Origin of the sequence: Nonomuraea solani (assembly GCF_900108335.1) — a bacterium.
In the GTDB taxonomy this organism is placed as follows: Bacteria; Actinomycetota; Actinomycetes; order Streptosporangiales; family Streptosporangiaceae; genus Nonomuraea; species Nonomuraea solani.
Window position 1 is genome coordinate 109,660 of record NZ_FNVT01000002.1, and the last position, 14,230, is coordinate 123,889.

Consider the following 14,230-nt stretch of genomic DNA (forward strand, 5'->3'; position numbering starts at 1 on the left):
AGGATGATCTTTTCGAACATGAAGAGATGAAATATCGGGCTGAAGCGAGGTCAGCGCGGTGGCGCCGTGGACCCCCGTACCACCAGCTCCGGGCCGAACAGCAGCTCGCCCTTCGGCACCTCGCGATTGCTCACCAGCGCGACCACGCTCCGCGCCACCTCCTTGGCCAGCCGGTCGAGCGGCTGGCGCACGGTGGTCAGCGGCGGGTCGACGAACTCCATGATCATCGACCCGTCGTGCCCCACGATGGAGACGTCGCCGGGCACGGTGAGCCCCGCCCTGCGGACCGCCCGGATCGCGCCGAGCGCCATGAAGTCGCTGGCCGCCACCACCGCGGTCACGTCGTGCCTGAGCAGCTCGGCGGTCGCCGACTGGCCGCCCTCGATCGTGTAGTGCTGCCTGACCACCAGCGAGCCGGTGTCGGTCACGCCCCTGCGCGCCATCGCGGCCCTGAACCCCTCGGCCCGCCGATCCGCCGGCCGGTTGCCCGCGGGGCCCGAGGCCAGCCCGATCCTGCGGTGGCCCAGCGACCAGAGGTGGTCGACGGCCAGCTCGGCCGACAGCTGGTCGTCGGTCGAGAGCACCGGCATGTCGTGCCCCTCGAAACCGCCGTTGACCCCGACGAACGGGATCCGCCGCGCGGCCAGCAGGTCGTAGGTCTCGGGGTCGGCGTCGTCGAGGGTGTTGCTGGCCGACAGGAACACCACCGCGGCCACGCCGTGCTCGGCGAGCGCGGTCACGAACTCCCGCTCCTGGATGCCGCCCCCCTGCGCCGGGCAGAGCACGCCCTTGAGCCCGTGGGGCGCCAGCGCGGCCTCGATCAGCTCGGCCACGTCGGCGAAGAACGGGCTGGACAGCCCCGGCGTGATCACCGCGACGAGGCGGCCGCGGGTGGTGCGCTCGTAGCCGAGCTCGGCCATGGCGCGCTCCACGACCTCGCGGGTCTTGGCCGACACCCCGGCGCGCCGGTTGACGACCCGGCTGACCGTGGCCTCGCTCACCTCGGCCCTGGCCGCCACCTCGGTGATGCCGATCTTCACTGCGCAACCTCCAGCTCGGCCAGCCCTGACGGTGGAACACCCAGCACGCACAGACCCGGCCCCAGCCGCCGGTCCGACGCCTCGATCCTAGAGCCGTCCGCGCGGAAGATCCGCGCCACGCCGAGGGCCGCGCCGCCGACCTCCAGCACCAGCCGGTCCGCTGCGGTGCCGTTGACGACGGTGACCTTACGGAACCGCGCGGCGTCGATCGGGACGACGCGGTCGGCGGTCACGCTGATCACGCACTCCTCGCCGAGCGCGGCGGTCACGACGGGGTAGAGCTCGTCGGGGCGGCCGGGCTCCACCTCGCCGTCCAGCAGCAACGGGCGCGCCGCACGCCAGCGCTCCAGCCAGAACGCCACCATCCGCCGGTGCTCGCCGGACAGCTCGCCCAGCCTGGCCGAGATCTGCGGCACGGAGTGCAGCGCGCCGATCAACTGGCGGGCGGCCGTGTGCGCCGGCGCCGCCGGGTCCCACATGAGCATGTCGGCGTGTACGGCCCCGGCCACGGCCAGGAAGCCGATGTCGATGGTCCGCACCCGGTTGGCGACCGCGTCGGCCGGGCAGTCGGTGGCCCGCAGCATGTTGCCGAAAGGCGTCATGCCCGGCCCCACGTACGGCTGGCGAAACTCGATCAGCGCGCCCGGCCGGATCGCCTCGATCTCCGTGACCAGCTCGGCCAGCAGGGCCCGCATGGCCGTGCCCACGTCGGCGATGTCGCCGGGCGAGGGTGTGCCCGCGAAGGCCATCGCCTGGTCCAGGAAGTCGATCTTCAGCCCGTCGAGCCCGTGGTCCCTGACGAGCCGGGCGCAGGTCTCCACCACGTGTGCCCGCACCTGCGGGATGCGCGGGTCCAGCACGTGCGCGCCGGGCACGGCCCACGCCTCCGACGCGTACGCGGACAGGGCGGGGAAGCACTCGGCCGCCCCGCCGAGCAGCAGCGGGGCGACCCAGACGACGTACCGCAGGCCCAGATCCCGCACGCGGGCGACATGACCGGAAAAATCTGAAAATTTCGAGGTATCGGGCCGCCAGTCCCCCACGCCCTGGTAGCCGCGGCCGTTGCCCAGCTCCTGCCAGCCGTCGTCCAGGATGATCGTCCCGCAGCCGAGCCCGGCCGCCAGCGCCGCCTCCGCCTCCACGGCGGCCGCCTCGACCGCCTGGCTGAAGCCGTACCAGGTGGAGTAGACCGGGGTCCGCGCGCCCTCCGGCGCGCGCGGCCCCTCCCCCAGCGCGCCGCGCAGCGCGCGCATCGCGGTCGCGACGGTGGGCGCGGTGCGGGCGAAGACGAGCTGGTACGGCGACCCGCCCGCGGGCACCCGCAGGTGCACCACGAACGTCTTGTTCTCCTCGGAGACGCCGTACCGCATGGTGGTCTCGGGCACCGGGTCCAGCGCGGCGAAGGCCAGCATGGAGGCGCCGCGGCTGTCGTACAGGCAGCCGGCCACCGCGCCGCTCACCAGCGAGACGTTCGCCCGCCCCGCCCAGTCGGCGACGATGGTGCGCGTCCACTGGGCGTCGGGGTGCCAGAAGCCGGCCGCGTCGCCGAGCGGGACCGACAGCCTGATCTCCAGCTCGCCGGTGGCGTGGATCTCCAGCAGCTCGGTGCCGCCGGGCAGGGCGGTCAGCTCCCAGCCGGCGGTGGCGCCGGGGGTGTGCGTCAGAACGGCCAGCCGTACGTCGTCGAGCAGGTGCTCGGTGGGCGCGGGCGCGAGCCCGGCGGTCGTGACGCTCACTCTTTAACAGCTCCCGCGAGAAGTCCGGAGACGAAATGTCGTTGCAGCAGAAGGAACAGGATCGCCATCGGGATGGCGGCGACGGCCGTGCCCGCGAGGATCGCGCCGTAGTCGGTGTCGTTGGCGCCCTGCATGGAGGCGATGGCCAGCGGAATCGTGTAGGCGTCCCGCGTGCGCAGCGCGATGAGCGGCCAGACGAAGTCGTTCCACTGGTAGAGGAAGAGGTAGATGCCGAGCGCCGCGAGCGCGGGCCGCATCGGCGGCAGCACCACGCGCCAGAACAGCCGCAGCTCGCCGCACCCGTCGACGCGGCCGGCGGCGAGCAGCTCGTCGGGCAGCGCGGACATCGACTGCCGCATCAGGAAGATCCCGAACGGCAGCGCCAGGTTGGGCAGGACGATCGCCTGGTAGGTGTTGAGCCAGTCGAGCGCCAGCATCATCTTGAACAGCGGCACCAGCGTCACGTGGCCGGGGATGACCAGGCCCAGCATCAGCAGCCCGAACATCGCCTCCTTGCCGCGGAAGGTGTACTTCGCGAAGCCGTAGCCGGCCATCGTGCAGACCAGCCCGGCGAGCAGCGTGTAGATCGTGGCGATCACCGTGGAGTTGACCACGACCCTGCCGAAGCCGACGGCCGACTCCAGCGAGGCGAGGTTCTCCGCCAGGTGCCCGCCGGGCAACAGCGGCGGCGGGCTGCCGAACACGTCGGCCGTGCTGTGCGTGCTCGCGACGACCAGCCAGTAGAACGGCGCCAGGACCACCGTGACCGTGATCAGCAGCGTCGACGTCAGCATCACCCGGCGGCTCATGAGCGGTCCCCCAGAAACCGGAACTGGACGATGCCGAGGATCCCGATGATCACGGCGAGGGCGTAGCCGATGGCCGAGGCGTAGCCGAAGTCGAAGAACTTGAAGCCGTTGTTGTACAGGTACAGGCCGAGGGTCATCGTGCTGTTGTCGGGGCCGCCGTTGGTCATGACGTACGGCTCGTCGAAGAGTTGCAGCGTGCCGATCGTGGACATGACCAGCGTGAGCAGGATGACGGGGCGCAGTCCCGGCAGCGTGACGTGCCGTAAGCGGTTCCAGGCGCCGGCCCCGTCCACGGCGGCGGCGTCGTAGTGGTCCTGGGGCAGCGACTGCAGCCTCGACAGGTAGATCACCGCGTTGTAGCCCGTGTAGTGCCAGGTCAGGGCCAGGCCGATGGCGACCCGGGCCCACAGCGTGTCGGTCAGCCACGGGACCGGGCCCACGCCCGCCAGCCCGAGCACCCAGTTGACCAGGCCGAACTGCGGGTTGAGCAGCACCGCGAAGAGCAGTCCGTACGCGACCAGGCCGGTGATCATGGGCATGAAGAACCCGAGCCTGACGAAGCCCCTGAACCTGAGCAGCGGGGAGTTGAGCGCGACCGCCAGCCCGATCGCCAGCGCCAGCATGACCGGCACCTGGACCAGCAGGATGACCGCGGTGTTGCCCAGCGCGGTCCAGAACAGCGGGTCGCCTGCCAGGCGCTCGTAGTTCGCCGTCCCGGCGAAGGTCTGCAGCGCGCCGTCGGTCCTGAACAGGCTCAGCCAGAACGACCAGGCGATCGGATAGAGCTTGAAGATCGCGAACAGGGCCACCGCGGGGAGCACGAACAGGTAGGGGGCGAGCCTCTTGCCCGTCCAACGGCGGACGGGCGGGCGCCGCGACACCGTGGCGACCGGCTCGGTGACGGTGGTCATCGCAGGACCTTGCGGCCCGTCTGCTGGGCGATGAGGTCGGCGGCCTCCTTGAGCACGGCGGCCGGGTCGGCGCCCTTGAGCAGCACCTTGGTCTGGGCGTCGGTGACGGCCTTGAGCGCGCGGGGGTAGTCGGCGGAGTAGTTGGTCACGTAGGAGGGGCTCTTGAGCGCGTCGAGGAAGATCTCGCCCTTCTTCTGCCCGCTGAAGAAGGCGGACTCCTCGTGGAAGATCGGGTCGTCGTACGCCGACATGAGGGCGGGCGCGATGCCCTTGCCCTTGTAGATGGCGACCTGGCTCTCCGGCCGGGTGAGCACGTACTCGGCGAAGGCGTAGGCGGCCTCCCTGACCTTGCTGGTGCCGGCCACGGCCAGGTGCGTGGAGTTGACGGTGGCGGAGGTCTTGCCGCCCGCGGTGACGGCGGGCGGGAGCCGGACCTTCCACTTGCCCTTCTGGTCGGGCGCGTTCTCCTCGATGATGCCGCCGAACCAGGTGGGCATGGACTGGACCGCCACCGTGCCCTTCTTGATCGTGCTGATCATCGTGTTCCAGCCGCCCGACATGTCGGCCACCAGGCCCGCGTCGTTGAGCTTCTTGATGATCGTCATGGCGGCGACCGCCTGCGGGGTGTCGAGCGTGACGTTGCCCTGCATGTCGAAATAGAAGCTGTCCTGGAGCTGGATCAGCATCTGGAAGAAGTTCGCGGAGTCGGCCTGCGAGGCGGGCTTGTCGATGGCGAGCAACTGGACGCCGGTCTTCTCCTTGAGCTTGATCCCGGCTTCGATGACCTCGTCCCAGGTTTTCAGTGCCTCGACGTCCACGCCCGCCTGCTCGAACAGGTCGGCCCGGTAGTAGAAGCCGGCCGAGTTCGCCTCCCAGGGCAGCGCGTAGACCTTGCCGTCCCTGCTGACGGTCTCCCACATGCCCTGGGCGAACTTGGTCTTGTGCCGATCGGCGCCGAGCGGCACCAGGTCGGCCAGGCCGCCGGGGAACTTCTCGATGTAGGCGGGCAGGTAGTCGACGCCGATGTGCAGGACGTCGCCGAGCCCCTGACCGCCGGCGGCCATCCCCGTGGTGATCTTGTCCCAGATGGCCGGATTGCCGATGTCCTGGACATCGACCTTGATGCCGGGGTGCGTCCGCTGGAAGCCGGGCACGAGCTCCTTCATCATCGCGGCCGGGCCCTGCCAGCTCCACACGGTGACGTTGCCGGTCGCGGCGGTGCCGGTCGGGCCCGACGGGGCGGGGGCCGCGGCGGTGCCTCCTCCTCCGCAGGCGGACAGCGCGGCTCCGCCGGCCGCCAGCGTGCCGAGCTGGAGGAATCGGCGTCGGTCGAGGTTGGCCATGATCGAACTCCTGGGGGATGCGGAGGTGGCCTGATGCCGCGAGACGTTACCTCCGGCGTTCCTCGACTTGCAAGATTTCGACGAAAACTTTCAACCCAGAACCGGAAGTTGGATGCAAGCCATTGACACGTCCGCGTTACGTGGCTGAAATGTGAGCAAATCCAACAGACATCCTCAAAAGCCTTCAGCCCCCGGAGGAGTTGTGGTGGGACGTGTTCGGACGCGTGGTCTCCTGGCCATCGCCCTGCTTGCCGTACCCCTGACCGGACTGCCCGCCGCCGCCGACGCGGCGCCCGTCGGCGTCACGCTCTCGGCGGAGACCACCGCGCTGCCGCTCGACGGCACCACCTCACTGAAGGTGGAGGGCAAGAACGCCGACGGCACCCCGGCCGACCTGACCGGCGCCGAGATCACCGTCACCAGCGCCGCGCCCGCCATGGCCACGCCCGTCATGGACGGCGCGCGGGGCACGGTGCGGGCCGGCACGGCGGGTCCAGGCCCGGTGACCCTGACCGCCACGGTCAAGGTCGGCGGCGCCACGGCCAGCGACGATCTCCAGCTCACGGTCCTGCCCGAGCCGGCCAGGCCGTACGTCCACGACTACAGCCAGACGCTCACCATGAAGATGTTCATGGCGGACAACAAGGGCAAGGTGTCGCTGACGTTCGAGCAGGCCTTGGACGTCGTACGGAAGGTCGACAACCTCACGCGCGGCATCCCCAAGATCTTCTACCTGGTCGGCTGGCAGTACGACGGGCACGACACCGGCTATCCGGCGCTCGACGTGGTCAACCCCAAGCTCAAGCGGCCCCAGGACGCGACCGCCGCCGACAGCCTGAAGTGGCTGATCGCCGAGGCGCGCAAATACGGCACCACGGTCAGCTTCCACGTCAACCTGCTGGACGCGAGCGACAAGAGCCCGCTGTGGCAGGAGTACGTGGACAAGGACGTCATCGCCCGCAACGCCGACGGATCCCTGCGCACCTACGTCTGGGGCTACCCGATCAGCTACACCCGCGAGTGGGCGGCCGGGCTCACCACCAAGCGCATCGACCGGTTCTTCGACCTGGTCGATCTGTCCTCGATCGGCACCCTGCACGTCGACGCCTTCCACCAGTACATCCCCGGCTACGGCGAGGAGATGATCAGCCCGTACCACGGGGTGACCACGGACCAGGAGATCGAGACCCAGAAGAAGATCATCAGGTATTTCCGCGACCGGGGCGTCGACGTGACCTCGGAGTTCACCTACAGCTACCGCAAGGACCCGCTGCTCGGGCTGCAGCCCATGGCCTGGCACCTGCGCAACGTGGACCCGATGAGGATCCCGGCCCGGCTGCACATCGGAGGCGGCGGCGGTGACGCCAGGTTCGGCGTCAGCATGCAGGGCGAGTCGAAGATCAAGGCCGACCCGGCGACGCTGAAGGGCTTCCTGGACGAGTTCGCCACCTCCACGCTGCCCTGGCACTACCTCAACCGGCTGCGGCGGGTCTCCGACGTCGACGGGGTCGTGACCTTCTCCGGCGGCGTGACCAGCCGCAACGTCGAGGGCGGCGTCCGCGTCGAGCAGGGTGACGTGCTGCTGCGCGACGGCGCGGACGTGTTCATGCCCGCGTCGTGGCGCAGGCACCGCGAGATCGTCGCCTACAGCCGGGCCGGTTACGCCTCGCGCACCTGGCGGCTGCCCGCCGACTGGAAGCGGGTGGCGCTGGTGGACGTCTACCGGGTCGGGCTCGACGGCCTGACCAGGGTGGCGAAGAGCCGGCCCGTGCTGGGCGGCAGGATCGAGCTCAGCCTGCCGGCGGGCACGGCGTACAGCATCGTCCCGCACGGCACCGACGTCGGCCCGGCGGACACGGGGCAGCCGCACCTGTTCGACGCCGTGGTGCCGCGGCCCGGCGCGACCGGCGTACGGCCCGGCCACGTGCCCTTCGCCTGGACGCCCTCGCGCAACGCCACCGCATATCGCCTGCAGGTCGCCAAGGACCCCGCGTTCACCACGATCGTCGCCGAGCGCACCGGGCCGGGCGTGGTGACCGGGCTCGAACCCGGCACCCGTTACTACTGGCGGGCCGAGGCCCGCAACGCCAAGGGGGCCATCACGATCAACGGCGCCCCGCTGACCTTCGAGACGGCGGCGAAGTGATCATGCGCGGATTCCTGTCGTTGATCCTGCTCGCGGCCCTGCTTCCGCTGGGCGCCGCCACCCCTTCGTGGGCGGCGAGGGCCGAGGCGGCGGTCGCCAAGCTGCCGCTCACGCCGACCCCGCCGATGGGCTGGAGCAGTTGGAACAAGTTCCGCTGCAACATCACCGAAGACCTCATCAAGCAGAGCGCGGACGCGCTGATCTCGTCCGGCATGAAGGACGCCGGCTACACCTACGTCAACATCGACGACTGCTGGATGGCTCCGCAGCGCGACGCGAACGGTGACCTCCAGGCCGACCCGGTCCGCTTCCCCGGCGGCATCAGGGCGCTGGCCGACTACGTGCACGCGCGCGGGCTCAAGCTCGGCATCTACTCCTCCGCCGGCACCAAGACCTGCCAGGGCCTGCCGGCCAGCCTCGGTCACGAGGAGGCGGACGCCGGGAAGTTCGCCGAGTGGGAGGTCGACCTGCTCAAGTACGACAACTGCAACGACGGTGGTGTCCCGGCCATCGAGCGCTTCACCACGATGGCCGAGGCGCTGGCCGCCACCGGGCGCCCGATCGTCTACTCCATCTGCGAATGGGGCGCCAACAAGCCCTGGGAGTGGGCGGGCGCGCTCGGGCACTACTGGCGCACGACCGGCGACATCGCCGACCGCTGGGGCAGCATGGTGGCCATCGTCGACCAGCAGGCCGGGCTGGAGCGGTTCTCCGGGCCGAACGCCTGGAACGACCCGGACATGCTGGAGGTCGGCAACGGCGGCATGACCGAGGTCGAGTACCGCTCCCACATCAGCCTGTGGGCACTGCTCAACGCGCCGCTGATCGCCGGGAACGACCTGCGCACGATGAGCGCCGCCACCAAGGAGATGCTCACCAACCCGGAGGTCATCGCGATCGACCAGGACTGGGCGGGCGTCCAGGGCCACAAGATCTCGGACAGGGGCGACCTGGAGGTGTGGGCCAAGCCGCTGTCGCGCGGCGGCGCGGCCGTCGTCCTGTTCAACCGCGGGCCGGTCGGCGCCGAGGTCGCCACCACGGCCACCGATCTCGGCCTGAAGTCCTGGACCGGTTACCGGATGAGAGACGTCTGGACCAACGCGGACACTCACACGCGTGACCAGGTGCGGGCGTCCGTGCCCGCGCACGGCTCCAGGATGTTCGTCGTCAAGCCGGGGCCGCCGGGCAAGGTGCCGCCCGCCGTGGCCGCCGACGTGCGCACGGATACCGAGGGCTTCGTCGAGGCCGGGCAGACGTTCACCGCGACCGTGCGGTTCAGCGTGGACGGGCTGCCGCCGGTGCGGGACGCCGAGGTCACGCCGGCCGTCCCCGAGGGCTGGTCGGTCAAGGCGACGGGGCCCACGCGGGCACGCGTCGTCGTGCCCGGCAGGCCGTTCTCGGCCCGCTTCGAGGTGACCGTGCCCGGCGGCGCGGGCAAGGGCATCTACGGGCTGACCTCGCAGGTGACCACGCGAGGCGGGCGGCAGGTCACCGGCTACGGCAGCGTCGCGATCGCCCAGGCGCCGCAGGGCGACCAGTGGCTGAGCGACCTCGACGCGCTCACGGCCGACGTCGGCTACGGCACGATGGGCCGGGACACGAACGTGGGCGGCAAGCCCATCAAGATCGCCGGTGTGCCCTATCCCAAGGGCCTGGCCCCGCACGCCGCCTCGGAGGTCAGATACTTCCTCGACCGCCGCTGCACCAGGTTCACCGTGGCGGCGGGCATCGACGACGGCACCAACCGGCGCGGCTCGGTCACCTTCCAGGTGCTCGGCGACGACCGGAGTGAGCTGGCGGCGACCGGGGTGATCAGGGGTGGCGAACCGGCGGTCCCGCTCGACGTCGACGTCACAAATGTCCTGGTCCTGACGCTGGTGACCGGGATCGGGCCGGACAACAACAACAGCGACCACTCGATCTGGGGATCACCCAGGATCGTGTGCGCCGTTTGACCTTGTCACCGGCGTCAACGTTTACGCTCGGCGCTCCGGCCATTCGACGAACGGACACCCATGAGCGCCGACTCGACCCTCCTCCTTCAGCACGACCAGAGCTTCTTCGACGCCTTGGTGACCGGCGACGCGGACCTGCTACGGGAGCTGCTCTCCGATGACTTCCTCCTGGTGAGCGTCGAGGACGGGGCCGTCGCCGGCAAGGATCTCCTGGTCGGCCTGGTGGCCTCCGGGTCCCTGCGGTTCCCCGCGATCGACTCCTTTCCGGAGGAGTCGATCGTCCGGTTCGTCGGGGACGTGGGCATCGTGGTCGGACGTACCGGCATGAACTTCACCGGCGCCGACGGCACCGAGTTCAGCGCCGGGAGCCGTTACACCCACGTGTACGCCGCGGACTCCCCCGGCGTCTGGCGCCTCGTCTCCGCTCAGGGCACCACGATCACGGCGCCGAAGGAGGGGTGAACCGTACGATCCGCGGTCTGCCTGAGCTGCTCCCAGGCGAACGCCACCACGCTCAGCCCCATCCCGAACCGGGCGGCCCGAAAAGATCATCGGTGAACTTTGTCCCGGCCGGGCGCATCGAATCACGCATGGTCGGCGATCAACGGGGTGAAGGCATGGCGACGGCGCTGCTCGACGGTGATCCTCAGCGGCTGGGGCCCTACTGGCTGGCCGGGCGGCTGGGCGCGGGCGGTCAGGGTGTGGTCTACGAGGCGTACACGGAGGACGCGCGCCGCGTCGCCATCAAGGTCCTGCACGGCGACCAGGCCGCGCAACTGGGCAGGGAGGCGACGGCCGCGCGGCGGGTGGCCTCCTTCTGCACGGCGGGTGTGCTCGACGCCCGGTTGGAGGGGCCCCGGCCGTACATCGTCAGCGAGTACGTCGAGGGGCCGAGCCTGCGCCAGGTCGTCGCCGGCGGCCGCCGGTTCGCGGACGGTGACCTGCACCGCCTGGCCACCGCCATCGCCACCGCCCTGACCGCGGTCCACGAGGCGGGCGTGATCCACCGTGACCTCAAGCCGGACAACGTGCTGCTCGGGCCGGACGGCCCGCGAGTGATCGACTTCGGCATCTCCCGGACGATGGAGATGTCGCTCACCGAGACCGGGCTGGTCACGGGCACGCCGACGTACATGGCCCCCGAGGTGTTCACCGGGCAGCGGGCGGGTGCGCCCGCTGATGTGTTCGCCTGGGGCGGCATCGTGATGTTCGCCGCCACCGGCGCCGACCCGTTCCAGGCCGAGAGCCTGGGCGGGGTCATGCACCGCGTGCTGTCCGCCAGCCCCGACCTGAGCGTGCTGCCAGAGTCGCTGCGCTCGCTGGTGGCCGCCGCGCTCGCCAAGGATCCGCTCGACCGGCCGGCCGCGCGCGAGCTGCTGCTCGCCCTGGTCAGCGGTGGCGGGCGGATGGACATCGCCCGACTGCTCGCCGAGGGCGGCCGCGAGGCCGGTCAGATCGCCGTGCGGGGTGACGACCCGGCCCTGGGGACGCTGGCGGAGCAGGCGTACGCGATGCTCGGGCCCGCCGAGCGGGAGCTGGTGGCCGAGGTGTTCCTGCGGCTGGTCACGGTGGACGAGGGCGGGGACCTCACCGTACGGCGGGCGGCCCAGGCCGAGCTGCTCCAGGGAAGAGCGCTGCACGAGGTGACGGCGATCGAGCGGATCCTGGAGGTGTTCGCGTACCTGCTGTCCAGGAGCGGCGAGGAGATCTGGCTGGCCCGGCCGGCGCTGACGCACGCCTGGCCCAGGTTCCGGCGCTGGATCGACACCAACCGCGACGGGCTGGCGGTGCACCGGGAGATCCTCACGGCGGCGCGCCGGTGGGACGGGGCCGGCCGGCGCGACGGCGACCTGTTCCGTGGTAGCAGCCTGGAGAACGCGCTGACGTGGGCGGCGAACGCGCGGCGGAACATCACGCTGGCCCCGGTGGAGCGGAATTTCCTTGAGGCGAGCGCGGACCGGGACCGGCGCGGCGCGCGGCGGGCCCGGCTGGTGTCGCTCAGCCTCGGCGGGCTGCTGGTGATCTCGGTGGTGGCCGGCGGCCTGGCCGTACAGCAGGGTGCGGTCGCCGACCGGCGCGCCGAGGAGATCACCGTGGCGCTCGGCAGGTCGGAGGCGACCCGGCTGGCCGCGCTCGCACCCCAGGTACGCGTCACGGATCCGATGCTGGCGATGCGGCTGAGCGCGGCGGCGTGGAGCCTGGACCACACGCCGCGGACGAGGGCGGGGCTGGTGGCGGCGCTCGCGCAGCGCGAACGGGCGGTGTTCACGGATCCGGCGGGCGCCGGCGACACGGTCCGGGCGCTCGGGGCCGACGGGCGTACCTTGACGAGTGTCGGCCAGGACGCCGCCCAGGTGTGGGACGTGCGGACGGGCAAGCGGATCGGCGGGATCCCGCGGCTGGGGATGGCCGGTGACCAGGTGACCGGCGTGGCCCTGTCTCCCTCGGGCCGTACCCTCGTCGTCCTGACGGACAAGCGGCTCCGGGCCTGGGAGCCGTCCAGCGGAAAGGTGATCAGGACCTGGACCTTCGACCGGCCGCTCGACCTGGTCAACGGCTGGGCGGACCTCACCCGGGTGGACGACCTGGCGGTGGCGATCCGCGAGCCCGACCTGCACCGGCGGTGGGATCTGCGCACCGGTGAGCGCTCCCGGCTCGCCGTCGCGGACACGGTGGCGAGCGCGGACGGCACGTGGCTGGCGACGCCGCGGTCCAGGACGGTGCGCCTGACCGGCCAGACGGACAAGGCCGTCGTGGACATCGGCGTCAAGGACGGCGCCGGCACGCAGGGGACCTGGAACCGTGGCGCGGTGACCGTCAGCGGGGACGGCAAGCTGCTCGCCTCGGTCGCCGGCGAGAACGTGCAGTTCTGGCGGATGCCGGACCCCCAGCTCCTCACCACGGTGCCGCTGCTGGGCAACCTGGACGCCGGCGGCGAGCAGCCCCAGGGCGCCTTCGACGGCCGGACGTTCCGCTACCTCGTCGAGGACCGGGTCTTCTCCATTGACGTCGCCGACCTGGCCGCCGCACCGCCGCGCTCCACGATCAATTTCGGCACGCTCAGCCCGGACGGGCGGCTCCTGGCCGCCCAGACCGGCGACCGGACCGAGCTGCGTGACGCCCGCGGCGGCCGGCCGCTGCCCGCCATGGAGAACGCCTTCTTCAGCGCGGACGGCAGGCTGCTGGCCGGGACCGGCCAGGGCAAGGTCACGATCGTGGACGTCGCGTCGCGCGCCGCCCTGGGCGAGGTCGTCCCCGTCGCGGGTGACCTGGAACCGGACGTCGTGCGCTTCAGCCCGGACGGCTCACGGGTGGCGCTCGTCCTGCGCGACTCGGACGACGGGCGCGCCGTGCAGGTGTGGGACTGGAAGGCCGGGCGGAAGCTCTTCGGCGCGGCGCTCAAGGGGACGAACGACGTGGCCTTCTCGCCCGACGGCAGGACGCTGGCCGTCGCCGGTGCCGGCCAGCTTCTGCTCGACGCCGCCACCGGCAAGCCGGTGACCGGCCCCTTCAGCGCCAGCGGCAGCGACACCACCGGCATCCGGATCTTCTTCCTGCACCAGAGCCGGGGCTTGGTGGTGCTGGACTCCCGGGGCCGCCTGACCCTCTGGGACACCGCCGGGAAGCCCCTCGGGCCGGTCGCCCGCGGAGACTTCGGCAGCCTGCCGATCGCCGCCCACTCCCCGCGTGAGGACGTCATCGCGGTCGGCGCGGAGAACGGCAGGGTGCAGGTGTTCGACGCGGCCACGGGAACGAGCCTCGGGACGCTGCTCGACACCGGAGGAGGGCAGGATCCGGACGCGGGGCAGCTCCAGTCGATCGCCTTCACGGCCGACGGGGCCGGCGTCGTCACCGTCGACCTGAACGGGACGGTGCGCACGCACGCCGTCGGACCCGCCGGGGTGATCCGGGCGATCTGCGGGCGGGCCGGCGGATCTCTCACCGCCGCCGAGTGGAAGACCTACGTCCCGAGCCTGCCGTACCGCAGAAGCTGCCCCTGACCTTGAGCTCAGTAACCTGGGCAAGATCACGTGGTGCCGCGGGCGCGTGTGCCACACGATTCCGGGAGCGCGACGGTCTTGGAGTTGGTGCGCAATGGACGTCCTTTCGCAGGTGGCCGGTCATCGGTGATCGCCGCACAACGGTAAAGGCGAGAGGGCGGTCGCGGCATCGACCCTGGGGTTGATCTCTGCCTCACATGCACGGTGTACGTCTCCGCGCGTCTCAACCCTGCGTTGTAGGCCGGAAAACCGTTTGAGGGTTCCGCACGCGTTCCCATAGGTTGCCTGC

The 14,230-nt window shown here is 71.1% G+C and carries 9 protein-coding genes; 4 read left to right on the plus strand and 5 right to left on the minus strand.

What is annotated here, in order from left to right; translation table 11 throughout:
• Positions 1–50: 50 nt before the first annotated feature.
• The 5 genes from C4V41_RS06265 to C4V41_RS06285 are packed head-to-tail and all read right to left on the minus strand — an operon-like array spanning position 51 to position 5,839.
• Positions 51–1,040 (minus strand): LacI family DNA-binding transcriptional regulator, encoded by a 990-nt coding sequence (locus C4V41_RS06265; protein ID WP_103954837.1) that lies wholly within the window; start codon positions 1,038–1,040, stop codon positions 51–53.
• Positions 1,037–2,776 (minus strand): glycoside hydrolase family 36 protein, encoded by a 1,740-nt coding sequence (locus C4V41_RS06270; RefSeq protein WP_103954838.1) that lies wholly within the window; start codon positions 2,774–2,776, stop codon positions 1,037–1,039. The genes C4V41_RS06265 and C4V41_RS06270 overlap by 4 nt, the downstream gene beginning before the upstream one ends.
• Entirely contained in the window at positions 2,773–3,585 is an 813-nt protein-coding gene (locus C4V41_RS06275; protein ID WP_103954839.1) for a carbohydrate ABC transporter permease, read from the minus strand. The genes C4V41_RS06270 and C4V41_RS06275 overlap by 4 nt, the downstream gene beginning before the upstream one ends.
• Complete coding sequence (locus C4V41_RS06280; protein ID WP_103954840.1) at positions 3,582–4,496, minus strand: carbohydrate ABC transporter permease; 915 nt, start codon at positions 4,494–4,496, stop codon at positions 3,582–3,584. The genes C4V41_RS06275 and C4V41_RS06280 overlap by 4 nt, the downstream gene beginning before the upstream one ends.
• Positions 4,493–5,839, minus strand: a complete 1,347-nt coding sequence (locus tag C4V41_RS06285; protein WP_103954841.1) for an ABC transporter substrate-binding protein — start codon at positions 5,837–5,839, stop codon at positions 4,493–4,495. The genes C4V41_RS06280 and C4V41_RS06285 overlap by 4 nt, the downstream gene beginning before the upstream one ends.
• Positions 5,840–6,044: 205 nt before the next feature.
• On the opposite strand from C4V41_RS06285, the gene C4V41_RS06290 reads away from it, so the two are divergent.
• From C4V41_RS06290 to C4V41_RS06305, 4 genes are all read left to right on the plus strand, one after another.
• On the plus strand, positions 6,045–7,985 hold the full coding sequence (locus tag C4V41_RS06290; protein WP_103954842.1) for an endo-alpha-N-acetylgalactosaminidase family protein: 1,941 nt from the start codon (positions 6,045–6,047) through the stop codon (positions 7,983–7,985).
• 2 nt (positions 7,986–7,987) lie between these two features.
• Positions 7,988–9,940 carry an NPCBM/NEW2 domain-containing protein gene (locus C4V41_RS06295; RefSeq protein ID WP_103954843.1) on the plus strand — a complete coding sequence of 651 codons (1,953 nt, stop codon included), beginning with the start codon at positions 7,988–7,990 and terminating at the stop codon, positions 9,938–9,940.
• Positions 9,941–10,000: 60 nt separating this feature from the next.
• The gene (locus C4V41_RS06300; protein WP_103954844.1) at positions 10,001–10,402 is read left to right on the plus strand and encodes a YybH family protein; all 402 of its coding nucleotides are present in this window, start codon (positions 10,001–10,003) and stop codon (positions 10,400–10,402) included.
• A 155-nt stretch (positions 10,403–10,557) separates the two neighbouring features.
• Positions 10,558–13,941, plus strand: a complete 3,384-nt coding sequence (locus C4V41_RS06305) for a WD40 repeat domain-containing serine/threonine-protein kinase (protein ID WP_160150188.1) — start codon at positions 10,558–10,560, stop codon at positions 13,939–13,941.
• Positions 13,942–14,230: the final 289 nt, after the last annotated feature.

Coding starts and splice junctions, on each gene's coding strand:
- C4V41_RS06275 (WP_103954839.1), bottom strand. CDS start 3,585: ATGAGCCGCCGGGTGATGCTGACGTCGACGCTGCTGATCACGGTCACG.
- C4V41_RS06280 (WP_103954840.1), bottom strand. CDS start 4,496: ATGACCACCGTCACCGAGCCGGTCGCCACGGTGTCGCGGCGCCCGCCC.
- C4V41_RS06285 (WP_103954841.1), bottom strand. CDS start 5,839: ATGGCCAACCTCGACCGACGCCGATTCCTCCAGCTCGGCACGCTGGCG.
- C4V41_RS06295 (WP_103954843.1), top strand. CDS start 7,988: ATGCGCGGATTCCTGTCGTTGATCCTGCTCGCGGCCCTGCTTCCGCTG.
- C4V41_RS06300 (WP_103954844.1), top strand. CDS start 10,001: ATGAGCGCCGACTCGACCCTCCTCCTTCAGCACGACCAGAGCTTCTTC.
- C4V41_RS06305 (WP_160150188.1), top strand. CDS start 10,558: ATGGCGACGGCGCTGCTCGACGGTGATCCTCAGCGGCTGGGGCCCTAC.